Source organism: Streptomyces sp. NPDC127100 (assembly GCF_042724095.1).
Classification (GTDB): domain Bacteria; phylum Actinomycetota; class Actinomycetes; order Streptomycetales; family Streptomycetaceae; genus Streptomyces.
On the sequence record NZ_JBHXFL010000014.1, the window covers coordinates 45,681 to 58,520 of the forward strand.

Annotated in this window: 10 protein-coding genes; all 10 read right to left on the minus strand. The window is 68.2% G+C overall.

Annotated features, from left to right (window positions below; all coding sequences use genetic code 11):
• Positions 1 to 108 precede the first annotated feature (108 nt).
• The 10 genes from ACFWJB_RS16115 to ACFWJB_RS16160 all read right to left on the minus strand — a co-directional run bounded on the left by ACFWJB_RS16115 (position 109) and on the right by ACFWJB_RS16160 (position 12,311).
• Positions 109 to 1,224 carry an ABC transporter ATP-binding protein gene (locus tag ACFWJB_RS16115; RefSeq protein WP_385470807.1) on the minus strand — a complete coding sequence of 372 codons (1,116 nt, stop codon included), beginning with the start codon at positions 1,222 to 1,224 and terminating at the stop codon, positions 109 to 111.
• A complete protein-coding gene (locus ACFWJB_RS16120; RefSeq protein WP_385470805.1) occupies positions 1,217 to 2,209 on the minus strand; it encodes an ABC transporter ATP-binding protein in 993 nt (330 codons plus the stop codon). Before ACFWJB_RS16120 ends, ACFWJB_RS16115 begins: the two co-directional genes overlap by 8 nt.
• 9 nt (positions 2,210 to 2,218) lie before the next feature.
• Positions 2,219 to 3,202, minus strand: coding sequence for an ABC transporter permease (locus ACFWJB_RS16125; RefSeq protein ID WP_386922852.1), 984 nt, complete (start codon positions 3,200 to 3,202; stop codon positions 2,219 to 2,221).
• Complete coding sequence (locus tag ACFWJB_RS16130) at positions 3,195 to 4,118, minus strand: ABC transporter permease (RefSeq protein WP_386922854.1); 924 nt, start codon at positions 4,116 to 4,118, stop codon at positions 3,195 to 3,197. The genes ACFWJB_RS16125 and ACFWJB_RS16130 overlap by 8 nt, the downstream gene beginning before the upstream one ends.
• Positions 4,119 to 4,127: 9 nt before the next feature.
• Complete coding sequence (locus ACFWJB_RS16135; protein ID WP_386922856.1) at positions 4,128 to 5,759, minus strand: ABC transporter substrate-binding protein; 1,632 nt, start codon at positions 5,757 to 5,759, stop codon at positions 4,128 to 4,130.
• 267 nt (positions 5,760 to 6,026) lie between these two features.
• Positions 6,027 to 7,172, minus strand: coding sequence for an ABC transporter ATP-binding protein (locus ACFWJB_RS16140; RefSeq protein WP_385472974.1), 1,146 nt, complete (start codon positions 7,170 to 7,172; stop codon positions 6,027 to 6,029).
• A gap of 27 nt (positions 7,173 to 7,199) precedes the next feature.
• On the minus strand, positions 7,200 to 8,261 hold the full coding sequence (locus tag ACFWJB_RS16145; RefSeq protein ID WP_385472977.1) for an ABC transporter ATP-binding protein: 1,062 nt from the start codon (positions 8,259 to 8,261) through the stop codon (positions 7,200 to 7,202).
• 10 nt (positions 8,262 to 8,271) lie between these two features.
• The gene (locus ACFWJB_RS16150) at positions 8,272 to 9,249 is read right to left on the minus strand and encodes an ABC transporter permease (protein WP_385472980.1); all 978 of its coding nucleotides are present in this window, start codon (positions 9,247 to 9,249) and stop codon (positions 8,272 to 8,274) included.
• A gap of 113 nt (positions 9,250 to 9,362) precedes the next feature.
• Positions 9,363 to 11,165, minus strand: coding sequence for an ABC transporter substrate-binding protein (locus ACFWJB_RS16155; protein ID WP_385472983.1), 1,803 nt, complete (start codon positions 11,163 to 11,165; stop codon positions 9,363 to 9,365).
• 111 nt (positions 11,166 to 11,276) lie between these two features.
• Positions 11,277 to 12,311 carry an ABC transporter permease gene (locus ACFWJB_RS16160; protein ID WP_385472986.1) on the minus strand — a complete coding sequence of 345 codons (1,035 nt, stop codon included), beginning with the start codon at positions 12,309 to 12,311 and terminating at the stop codon, positions 11,277 to 11,279.
• Positions 12,312 to 12,840: the final 529 nt, after the last annotated feature.

Below are 12,840 nucleotides of genomic sequence, written 5' to 3' on the forward strand. Positions count from 1 at the left end.
ACCGCTTTAACACGCGGGCAACTTCGCCGAAGCGGCACCGATATACGGACGCGCGACACTGAACGTCGTACGGCCGTGCGGGTGCCGTAGGCGGGCCGGGGGACCTTGTCACCCCGGCCCGCCGCCGTGCTCGCCCGGGTCCTCGGCGTCCTCCCGGTGCGCCCCGTGCGGGTGCCGAGGGGCGGTCTCCTCCGGCGGGACCACCTGCTTCTCCTCCGCGAAGTGGCACGCCGAGTCGTGTGCCGCGGGGCCGGAGACGCCCCGGAAGCCGGCGGGCACCGCCAGCGCCGGCACCTCCAGGGCGCACCGCTCCCGCGCCTTCCAGCAGCGGGTGCGGAAGCGGCAGCCGGAGGGGATGTCGGTCGGGGAGGGCACGTCACCGGCCAGGATGATCCGTTCGCGGTGCTCCCGGGCGTCCGGGTCGGGCACCGGCACGGCGGACAGCAGTGCCTGGGTGTAGGGGTGCGTGGGATGGTCGTAGATCTCGGCGTCGCGGCCGGTCTCCACGATGCGGCCCAGGTACATCACACCGACCCGGTCCGAGATGTGCCGGACGATCGACAGGTCGTGGGCGATGAAGATGTACGACAGCTCGAACTCCTCCTGGAGCCGGCCCATCAGGTTGATGACCTGCGCCTGGACGGAGACGTCGAGGGCGGAGACCGGCTCGTCCGCGACGATGATCTCCGGGCGCAGGGCGAGCCCGCGCGCGATGCCGATGCGCTGGCGCTGTCCCCCGGAGAACTGGTGCGGATAGCGGTTGATGTACTCCGGGTTCAGGCCGACCACGTCCAGCAGGTGCTGCACCCGCCGGCGCCGGTCGCCCTTCGGGGCCACCTCCGGGTGGATGTCGTACGCCTCGCCGACGATGTCGCCCACGGTCATCCGGGGGTTGAGGGAGGTGTAGGGGTCCTGGAAGACCATCTGGATGTTGCGGCGCACGGCCTTGAGGGCCCTGCCCGACAGGCGGGTGATGTCCTCGCCCTTGTAGCGGATCTCCCCCGCCGTCGGCCGCTCCAGGTTCACCAGCATCCTGGCGACCGTGGACTTGCCGCAGCCGGACTCGCCGACGATGCCCAGGGTCTCGCCGCGTCCGAGTTCGAAGTCCACGCCGTCGACCGCCTTGACCGCGCCGACGTGCTTCCTGAAGAGGATGCCGGAGGTCAGCGGGTAGTGCTTGACGAGGCCGCGGACCTCGAGGATCGGTGCGGTGGCCTCAGCCATGCAGGCACTCCCTCCAGAAGTGGCAGGCGCTCCCGCGTTCCGCGCCGGTCCACTCCGGGGGCGTCACCCCGTACAGCGGCGGTACGTCGGTGCGGCAGACGTCCCGGGCCATCGGGCAGCGGGGGTGGAAGGCGCAGCCGGGCGGGATGCGGCTGAGGTTGGGCGGCAGGCCCTTGATGGCGTAGAGCTCCCGGCCCTTCTGGTCCAGGCGCGGGATCGACTCCAGCAGGCCGCGGGTGTACGGGTGCGCCGGGGCCTTGTAGATGTCGTGCACGGGGGCCGTCTCCACGATCCGGCCGGCGTACATCACCGCGATCCTGTCGGCGACGTCGGCGACCACGCCCAGGTCGTGGGTGATGAGGATCAGGCCCATGTGCAGCTCGCGCCGGAGTTCCGCGAGCAGCTCCATGACCTGGGCCTGGACGGTGACGTCGAGGGCGGTGGTCGGCTCGTCGGCGATGATCAGCTTCGGTTCGAGGGCCATCGCCATGGCGATCATGATGCGCTGGCGCATGCCGCCGGAGAACTGGTGCGGGTACTGCCTCACCCGCTCCCTCGCGGCCGGGATGCGCACCCGGTCCATCAGCTCGACGGCCTTGGCGCGGGCGTCCTTGCGGGACATGCCCCGGTGCACGGTGAACATCTCGCCGAGCTGGTCGCCGACGGTGAGGACCGGGTTGAGGGAGGACAGCGCGTCCTGGAAGATCATCGCCATCCCGGCGCCGCGGACCTTCCGGCGCTCCTGCTCCTTCAGCTTCAGCAGGTCCCGGCCCTCGAAGAGGACCTCGCCCCCGGTGACCCGGCCGGGCGGGACGTCGAGGATGCCCATGATCGTCTGGGCGGTGACGGACTTGCCGGAGCCGGACTCGCCGAGGACGGCCAGGGTCTCGCCCGCGTCGACGCCGTAGCTGACGCCGTTGACGGCCCTGGCGACGCCGTCCCGGGTGTGGAACTCCACGTGCAGGTCGCGCACTTCGAGCAGCATGGCGGCGGCTCACCTCAGCTTCGGGTCGAGGGCGTCGCGCACCGCGTCACCGAGCATGATGAACGCGAGGACGGTGATGGCCAGGGCTCCGGAGGGCCAGAGCAGCGCGTGCGGGGCGTTGCGGACGTAGGGGGCGGCGGCGGAGATGTCGATGCCCCAGGAGACGCTGGGCGGCTTCAGGCCGACGCCGAGGAAGGACAGGGTCGCCTCCAGGGAGATGTAGGTGCCGAGCGCGATGGTCGCCACGACGATGACCGGGGCGACGGCGTTGGGCGCGATGTGCCGCAGCAGCAGCCGGGAGTTGGAGGCGCCGAGCGCGCGGGCGGCCTGGACGTAGTCGTTCTGCTTGGCGGTGATGACGGAGCCGCGGGCGATGCGGGAGATCTGGGGCCAGCCGAGCAGCACGATGAAGCCGATGACCGGCCAGACGGTGTTGCTGGTGATCACGGAGAGCAGCACCAGCCCGCCGAGGACGACCGGGATCGCGAAGAAGACGTCGGTGATCCGGGACAGGACCGCGTCGCCCCCGCCGCCGAAGAAGCCGGCGAGCCCGCCGAGCACGCTGCCGAGGAGGGCGACCCCGAGCGTGGCGAGGACGCCGACCTCCACCGACGTGCGGGCGCCGTAGACGGTGCGGGTGTAGACGTCGCAGCCCTGGCCGTTGTAACCGAAGGGGTGGCCGGGCTGGGAGCCCTCCTGGGCCTTGGCCAGGTCGCACTGGAGGGGGTTGCCGGAGGTGATCAGGGACGGCCAGACGGAGATGACGATCAGGAAGAGGATCACCAGGCCCGAGACGATGAAGACGGGGTTGCGGCGCAGGTCGTGCCAGGCGTCGGACCAGAGGCTGCGGGGCTTGTCCCGGGGCCCGGTGCCGTCGGGGCTCTCCGGGGGCCTCTCCAGGGTGATGGCCTCGCTGGTGCCGAGGTCCATCGTGCCGCCCATCCCGGTCCCGGCGATCGCGCGTTCGGGTTCGTAGGGCTCCTGCTCAGGCATAGCGGATCCTCGGGTCGAGTACGGCGTACAGGAGGTCGACGACGAGGTTGGCGACCAGGAAGACGAGGACCAGGACGGTGACGAAGCCGACGACGGTCTGCGTGTTCTGGCGCAGGATGCCCTGGTAGAGCTGGAAGCCGACGCCGTGGATGTTGAAGATCCGCTCGGTGACGATGGCGCCGCCCATCAGGGCGCCGATGTCGGTGCCGATGAAGGTGACGACCGGGATGAGGGAGTTGCGCAGCAGGTGCCGGGTGATGACCCGGTGGCGGGGCAGGCCCTTGGCGATGGCCGTGCGGACGTAGTCGGAGCGCCGGTTCTCCGCGATGGAGGTGCGGGTGAGCCGGGTGACGTACGCGAGGGACACGGAGGCGAGGACCAGGCCGGGGACGATCAGCTCGTCGAAGGGGGCCGCCGTGGAGACCGCCGGGTCGATCCAGCCCCACTTGACGCCGAGGAGGAGCTGGAGCAGCAGGCCGGTGACGAAGGTGGGGACCGAGATGACGACGAGGGTGAGCAGCAGCGCCCCGGTGTCGACGGGGCGTCCGCGGCGCAGGCCGGTGACGACGCCGAGCACGATGCCGACGACGATCTCGAAGAGGATGGCGACGAGGGTCAGCCGGATGGTCACCGGGAACGCGGTGCCCATCAGCTCGGTCACCGGCTGGCCGTTGAAGGCGGTGCCGAAGTCGCCGGTGAAGACGTTGTCCATGTAGGTGAGGTATTGCTGCCACACGGGCTTGTCGAGGCCGAACTCCTTCCTCAGCTGTGCCGCGGTCGCCGGGTCGCACTCCCGGTCCCCGCACAGGCCCGCGATGGGGTCGCCCATCACGTTGACCATCAGGAAGATCAGCAGCGTGGCCCCGATGAAGACCGGGATCATCTGGAGCAGCCGCCGGACGACGTACCGTCCCATGGCGCCTCCTCAGCTGACCTTGATCTCGTTGTAGACGGGGACGCTGAAGGGGTTGAGCTCGACGTTGGACAGCCGCTGCGAGTAGCCGGCGCTGCCGTTCTGGTACCAGAGCGGGATGGCGGCCATGTTGTCCCGGACGACCTCCTCGGCCTGCTGGAAGGTCTGGACGGCCTTGGCGGTGTCGGACTCGCCGTTCGCCTGGTCGACGAGGCCGTCGAACTTCTTGTCCGACCACTTGCCGTCGTTGGAGGAGGCGTTGGTGTAGTAGAGCGGCTGGAGGAAGTTCTGGATGAGCGGGTAGTCCATCTGCCAGCCGGCGCGGAAGGGACCGCTCATCTTCCGGTCGGTGATCTGGTTGCGGAAGTCGGCGAAGGTGCCGACCGGGTTCCCGACACAGGCGCGGTCGTTGTCCAGGGCGTTGTTGATGGAGTTGCAGACGGCGTCGACCCACTGCCCGTGGGAACCGGTGTCGGCGTTGTAGGTGATCTTGACCTGGCCGCCGGGCAGACCGCCGCCTTCCTTGATCAGCTTCTTGGCCTGGGCGGGGTCGTACGAGCAGGCGTCCCCGCACAGGCCGGCCTTGTAGCCGCCGTCCGCGCCGAGGACGGGCGAGGTCCAGTCGGTGGCCGGGGTGCGGGTCTGCTGGAAGATCGTGTCGGTGATCTGCTTGCGGTCGATCGCCATGGACAGGCCCGTGCGGACCTTGTCCGAGCCGGGCTTGTTCCAGTCCTTGTCGTAGTACGGGAAGGCGAGGGTCTGGATGATGCCGGCGGGGGTGTTGATGTAGCGGTCGCCGAGGTCGCTCCTGACGTTCTTGAGCTGGGCGGCGGGGATGTCGTCGGCGAGGTCGAGGTTGCCTGCCATCAGGTCGGTGTAGGCGGTGTTGTTGTCGGTGTAGACCTTCAGGTCGACGCCGCCGTTGACGGCCTTGTCCGGGCCGGGGTACCGGTCCCACGTCCGCAGGGACATCTGGGAGCCCCGGGTGTAGTTGTCGACCTGGTAGGGCCCGTTCCCGACCGGCTTCTTCACCCAGGCGTCGTGGTCGTCGAAGAACGCGGTGGGCAGCGGGGCGAAGGCGGGGTAGCCGAGGGTGTCGGGGAAGGTCGAGAACTTCTGGCTGAGCTTGACCGTGAAGGTGCGGGGGCCGGTGACCTTCAGCCCGGAGAGCGTGTCGGCGCTCTGCCCGCTCCCGTCCTCGGGGTGCACCTTGTCGTAGCCGTCGATGTAGGCGAAGAAGTAGGCGTTGCGCTGGTTGTTCCGCAGGCTCGCGCCGTAGTTCCAGGCGTCCACGAAGGACTGTGCGGTCACCTTCTCGCCGTTGCTGAAGGTCCAGCCGTCCTTGACCGTGATGGTGTAGTTCTGCGAGTCGGAGGTGTCGATCTTCTCGGCGAGCATGTCCTTCGCCTCGCCGGTCTTCGGGTCGTACTTCTTCAGCCCCCGGAAGATCATGTCGAGGACCTTGCCGCCCTGCACCTCGTTGGTGTTGGCCGGCTCCAGCGGGTTCTGGGGGTCGCCCCAGGAGGAACTGAGCACGGCCCCGCTGTCCGAGCCGCCGCCCCCGCCCCCGCCCCCGCAGGCCGTCGCCGTGAGGGCGACCGCCACCGCACAAGCGGCCCCTTTGGCGTGCGTGGCTCCGCGCATGGCCTGCCTCCCAGTGCCCGACTCGTCCGCTGTCCGTTCCGGCCAGCATCGGGGGGCGGGGCACCCGGCGCACATTCGTCCGGTCCGTACGGGTTCGGGGCGTCCTCCGGATGGACGTACGGCGAACGGCGCACCGGCACGGCGATCGGGTGGCCGGCCGAAGTGCCCGGCGGCACGCGAAGGACCGGGGGCGGGAGAGTCGTCCTCCCGCCCCCGGTCCTCGGGCCGTCGGGTGGCCGGCCCCTGCCGGGGCCGGACCCCGCCGGGTCAGCTCTTCGAGACGTCGGCCCCGCCCTCGGGGCCGTCCTCCAGGGCCGCGAGGGCCGGGTCGAGGACGATGTCCTCGGCGCGCGCCTCGACGGTCGGCTCCTCCGGGAAGTGGCAGGCCGTCAGGTGGCCTGCCTTGCTGCCCTCGATGCGGACGAGCGGCGGCTCCTCGGTCGCGCACTTGTCCTGCGCCTTCCAGCACCGCGTACGGAAGCGGCAGCCGGACGGCGGGGCGATCGGCGAGGGCACGTCGCCCTGGAGGCGGATGCGCTCCTTCTTCACCGCGTCGATGTCCGCGTCCGGCACGGCCGACAGCAGCGCGTGCGTGTACGGGTGGCGGGGCCGCTCGTACAGGGAGTCGCGGTCCGCGATCTCCACGATCTTGCCCAGGTACATCACCGCGACGCGCTGCGAGAAGTGCCGCACGATCGACAGGTCGTGGGCGATGAAGACGAACGCGATCCCCATCTCCCGCTGCACCTCCTGCAGCAGGTTCACCACCTGGGCCTGGATCGACACGTCGAGGGCCGAGACCGGCTCGTCGGCGATGATCAGCTTCGGCTGGAGCGCGACGGCGCGCGCGACGCCGATGCGCTGGCGCTGACCGCCGGAGAACTCGTGCGGGAAGCGGTTGTAGTGCTCCGGGTTGAGACCCACGATCTCCAGGAGCTCCCGGACCCGCTTCTCGCGGCCGCCGGGCGGGTTGATCCCGTTGATCTCCATCGGGCCCGAGATGATCGTGCCCACGGTCTGCCGCGGGTTCAGCGACGCGTACGGGTCCTGGAAGATCATCTGGATCTCGGACCTGATCGGCGCGAGCTGCGCCCGGTTCGCCTTGGTGATGTCCTGCCCGTTGTACTCGATGGTGCCCTCGGTGGGCTCGTACAGACGGGTGATCAGCCGGCCGGTCGTCGACTTGCCGCAGCCGGACTCGCCGACGAGGCCGAGGCTCTCCCCCGCGAAGACCTCGAAGTCGATGCCGTCGACGGCCTTGACCGCGCCGACGGTGCGCCGGATCGGGAAGCCGCCCTTGATCGGGAAGTGCTTCTTCAGGCCCTTGACCCGCATGAGGGGTGCGCCGTCACCGTCCCGCTGCTGCGGGATCGAGTCGGCGACCGCCGTGTTCGTCTTGCTGTTGTCGCTCATGGTGATGCCCCAGTCGCCGGTTTCCGCTCAGCCCAGCCGGGGCTGAATCGTCTCGATGAACACCTGCTGCCGCTGGTCCCCCGTCATGTGACAGGCGGCCGCGCGACCCACGCCGAGCTCCGGACGCTCCAGCGAGCAGCGCTCGCCGGACACCTTGTCGGTGAACGCGCACCGCGGGTGGAAGGCGCAGCCCGAGGGCGGGTTGAGCAGCGAGGGCGGCGATCCGGGGATCGGCATCAGCGGCTCGTCGACGTCGGAGGCGAGCCTCGGCATCGATCCCAGCAGGCCCCAGGTGTACGGGTGCTGAGGCGACTTGAGCACCTCGCGCACCGTGCCGCGCTCGACGGCACGCCCGGCGTACATCACCAGGATGTCGTCGGCCATGTTGGCGACGACGCCCAGGTCGTGGGTGATCATGATGATCGAGGAGCCGAACTCCTGCTGCAGGTCCTTGAGCAGGTCGAGGATCTGCGCCTGCACCGTCACGTCGAGCGCGGTGGTCGGCTCGTCGGCGATGAGCAGGTCCGGGTCGCACGCCAGCGCCATGGCGATCATGGCGCGCTGGCGCATACCGCCGGAGAACTGGTGCGGGTAGTCGTCGACCCGCTGCTGCGGGTGCGGGATGCCCACCTTCTCCAGCAGGTCGATGGCGCGCACCCGGGCGTCCTTCTTGGAGGCGCCGGTGTGCTTCATGAACGGCTCGCCGATCTGACGGCCGATCGTGTAGTACGGCGACAGCGCGGTGAGGGCGTCCTGGAAGATCATCGCCATCTTGTTGCCGCGCAGCTTTTCCATCTGCTTCTCACTGGCGTCGGTCAGCTCCTGACCGTCCAGTGTGATCGACCCGTCGATGGCGGTCTTCTTGCGGTTGTGCAGGCCGAGGACGGCCAGGTTGGTCACCGACTTGCCGGAGCCGGACTCGCCCACGATGCCGAGCGTCCTGCCGCGCTCCAGATCGAAGGAGAGCCCGTCCACCGCCTTGACGATGCCGCCCTCGGTGGAGAAGTGGACCTTGAGGTCGCGCACCGACAGGAAGGCGTCCCCCGCGGCGGCGGCCGCGGCCTCTTCGGGCTTGGTCTGAGTGGTCACGGTGGTTCTCCTAGGACAGGCGCACGCGCGGGTCGATGACGGCGTACAGGGCGTCCACGATCAGGTTGAAGACGATGATGAGCGCGGCGCTGACCAGCATGACGCCCATCAGCATCGGCAGGTCCTTGTTGGTGACGGAGTCGAGCGCCAGCCGGCCGAGACCGGCCAGGCCGAACGTCAGCTCGGTCACCATGCCGCCGGACAGCAGCGAGGACAGGTCGATACCGAGGATGGTGACGATGGGGATGAGGGAGCCGCGCCAGGCGTAGCGGAAGAAGACGTAGTTGCCCGACATGCCCTTGGCGCGGGCCGCCTTCACGTGCTCTTCCTGGAGCTGCTCGATCATCGACGACCGGCTCATACGGGTGTAGTTGGCGGTGAAGATCGTCGCCATGACGAGCCAGGGGATCAGCAGCCCCATGAACCAGCCGCCGAGGTCGTCGGAGAACGGCACGTACTTGGGCTTGTCCAGCCAGCCGGTGTTGTAGACGAAGAGCAGCAGGACCAGCGGGCCGAGGAAGTAGATCTGCATGGAGCTGATCACCAGGGAACCCGAGCTGAACGTCTTGTCCAGCCAGGTACCGCGGTTCTTCGCGGCCAGCATGCCGGCGCCGAGACCGACGATGAGGAAGACCAGGAGGCTGCCGACGGTCAGCGAGAGCGTCAGCGGGAAGCGGTCGACGATCGTGTCCCAGACGTTCTGGTTGTTCGCGAAGGAGACACCGAAGCAAGGCGCGGCGCAGTGACCGACGGCGAAGTCACGGCCGGCGAAGATGCCGACGATGAAGTTCCAGTACTGAACGGGGACCGGCGAGTCGAGGCCGAGGTTCTTGTGGATGATCGCCAGCGCGTCCGGGGTGCAGTTCTTGCCACAGGCCAGCATGGCCGGGTCCTGCGGGATCGCGAAGAACATGAAGAACGTGAACGCACTGATCAACAGCAGAATCAGCGCCGCGCCGAACGTCCGGCGAATGAGGAATTGAAGCATGGCAGGCAGCTGCTCTCAGGACGGCGGCAATCGGTTGGGAGGTCTGAAGGGATCCGGGCCCCGGTGGTGGGCGCTCCGCCGCGCGCCCACCACCGGTTTCCCGACAGGGCGGGTTACTTCTTGAGGAAGACCCGGGTGACGTCCACGTAGCTCGAGTCGGAGCTGTAGCGGATGCCGCCGATGTTCGAACCGAAGATCTGGAAGACCTTGGTGTAGTAGATCGGCGCGGCCGGGTTGATCTTCTCGGTGATGTAGGTGCTCAGCTCACCCCACGCCTTGGTGGCCTCGGCGGTGTCGGTGATCTTCTGGATGCGGGCGATCTCCGAGTTGACGTGCGGGTCGTTGATGTGCGAGTAGTTCGACGCGCCGTCCTGGATCTGCGTGCCGTCGTACACGGGCGGGAAGACCGTGGACGCGGACGGCCAGTCCTGGCCCCAGCCGGTCATGTACAGGTCCAGACCGTTCTTGACCTTGCCGACCTGCTCGTACCAGGTCGCGGCGTCGATCTCCTTCTTCTGGATGTCGAGGCCGATCTTGCCCAGGGCGTCGGCGATCAGGACGGCCTGCTGCTGACGGGTCGGCGTGTTGCCGTAGGCGTAGACGAGCTTCTTGCCCTCGAAGCCGCCTTCCTTGATCAGCTTCTTGGCGGCCTCGATGTCGCCGTTGGGCTTCTTGGCGCGGTTGAACGGGTCGTAGGACTCGTCGTAGCCCGGGGTGGTGGGCGACATCAGCGAGTTGGCGACCTCACCGCCGTAGGCGCCGCCGTCGGCCTTGAAGACCGAGGTGGCCGGCAGGGCCAGGGCGATGGCGTCACGGAGCTTCTTGTCCTTGACGCGGTCCATGTTGAAGTTGAGCTGCCACACGTAGGGCGCGTAGCCCTGGATCGTGCGGTTGGTCATGGCGTTCTTGTCGCTGACGACCTTCTGCAGCTGCGTGGTGGCGACCTGGCCCGTGAACATCATCGCGTTCTTGGCCTCGCCCTGGTCGGCGAGCAGGGTCTTGGTCTGGTCTTCGTCATCGTGGTTCATCTCGATGTTGAAGCCGTCCACGTACTGGTGGCGCACCGAGTCGGACTTCGGGTCCCACTGGGTGTTCTTGACCAGCGTCATCGACTTGCCCGGCTTGAAGTCCGAGATCTTGTACGGACCGGAGGCGACCGGGTCGGTGTCGTACTTCTCCTTGGTGTCCGTCTCCTCCGGGACGACGCTGTAACCGGGCATGGTCAGCATCTGCGGGAGGTCGGGCTGCGCGTCCTTGAAGTGGAAGACGATCGTCTTGTCGTCCGGCGTCGCCAGGACGTTGTCGGGCAGGTGCTTGCCCTTGTCCGGACCCTCGTAGGCCTTGCGGTACGTGGTGCCGGCACCGGACAGCCACTGCTGCAGGTAGACCGGACCGTCGGTGATGTACGAGGCGTACAGGCGCTCGACCGTGTGGCGGATGTCCGCCGAGTTGATCGGGTTGCCGTTCTCGTCCTTGAGGTTGTCCTTGAGGGTGTACGTCCAGGTCTTGCCCCCGTCGGACACCTTGCCGGCGTCGGTGGCGAGGTCGCCCACGACGGTCAGGTTGCCCTTGTCGTCCTCGGAGTACTGGGTCAGGCCGCGGTAGATGAGGCGGCTGAGCAGCTTGCCGTCCGAGACGTAGATCTGGCCCGGGTCCAGGTGGGAGAAGTCGTCCTCCTGGTACACGGTCGCGACACCGCCGGGCTTGGCACCGGGAACCTCGGCCGCGGGACCGGTGGACGCCTGGGCGTCACCGATCTGCACCGGCTTGGACTGCGACGCGGCGTCCTGCTTGCTCTTGCTGTTGTCCTTGGACGAGTTGCCGCTGTCGCCGCCGCCGCAGGCGGTGAGGGTCAGGGCGCCCGCCGCCACCGCGACGAGCGCGGCCGTAGCGGTGCGGTTTCGGAAGATGCTCATGGAGTCGAATCCACCTGCCTGTGAGTAGTGAGCACTGCTGGTACGTGGCCGGAGACGGGCTGTGTGGCACCGAGCCCGACCTGGGGCAGAGCGAGGAGTCCCCGTGGGGGCTCAGCGGCCCGTCTTGGGATCGAACGCGTCCCGCACCGAGTCGCCGAGGAGGTTGAAGGCCACGACGAAGATCACCATGGCGATGCCGGGGAAGAGCATGTAGTAGGGGTCCTGCTCCACGATGTTCGCGCCGATGGCGAACATGCGGCCCCAGTCCGGCGTGGGTTCGACGTATCCCACACCCACGAAGGAGAGGAAGGCGATGCTCAGGATGGTGCTCGGCAGCGTGAGGGTCGCCTGCACGAGCGTGGGCGTGACGATGTTGGGAAGGAGTTCCTTGCGGATGATCCGCCAGGACGAGGCGCCGGAGATGCGCGCCGCCTCGACGAACTCCCGGTCACGCAGGGACAGCGTGGCGGCCCGGACGATCCGCGCCATGCTCATCCAGCCCAGGAAGGCCATCACGATGATGATGGCGCAGGTGCGCACGTAGGTGGGCGTCTCCTCGTCCGGGGCGACGAACACCGTGGTGATCACGGGCATCGCGGCGACGAAGAACAGCTGGCTGGGCAGGGCCATGAAGAAGTCGGTCACCCGGCCGAGCCAGTAGTCGGTCTTGCCGCCGAAGTAGCCTCCGGCGAGGCCGATCAGCACACCCACGATCGTCATGATGAGCGTCGCGGCCAGCGCCGTGGCGATCGAGGTCCGCATGCCGTACAGCAGCTGGGTGAAGACATCGCGGCCCAGACCCGGTTCGATGCCGAACCAGAAATCGCCGTCGATGCCGCCGGCCGGCTTCGCCGGCATGGTGAACATGTCCAGGAGGTCGGGATTGTCCTGGCCGTAGAGCGTATACGGGTTCTTGCCGTACACCTTCGCGATCAGTGGCGCCGCTGCCGCGACCACGAAGAAGAACAGGACGACGAATGCGGAGACGACACCGGCCCGGTCGCGCTTGAAGCGACTCCACATCAACTGCCCGGGGCTGCGCCCCTCGGAAGACTTCTTCGACTCCTGGGCGTCACCCTGCGGTGCGCTCTCTTTGTCCAAGACGGAAGAGGCTTCAGCACCCTCAATCTCGATTGGACTCGTCATGATTCGTCCATTTCACAGGTGTTGGAGACCGTCGGAGGTGCACGAGTGGTCCGACGGCCTTCGCACGGCGTATGTCATTCGAAGCGCGCGAGGGGAACAACGACTGGCGGGCGAACCCGCCCTTGGGGAACCCTGGCTCGCGGCCGGCGTCGACCGGCCGCGGGAACGAGCCGTCAAGGAAGTCCGCGCCACCGGATCGCCACGGCGGCGACGGCAACGGAACTGAACCCACCCACGGGACCTGCACCTGCCACCGGGGACGACGCGACCCATATGGCGCTTGTGGCACCTCGCATGGGTTCCTCCTCATGAATCCGCTGGTTCACCGCAAAGAGGAGCACACGCCAACTCCCGGCCCCGTCACCGGTGCCTGGAATCCGCCAAGTGCCCCCGCGCTCGCGAGTCTGCGCCGTCAGCGCGTGACCCGTTCATACGAGCTCTACGCGCCTAACTATCTGCCATCCGCCAGGGACCGAACCACACTCTCGAGGTCTCGGTTCGATCACAGATAGGGGCTAGATCTTCCAAA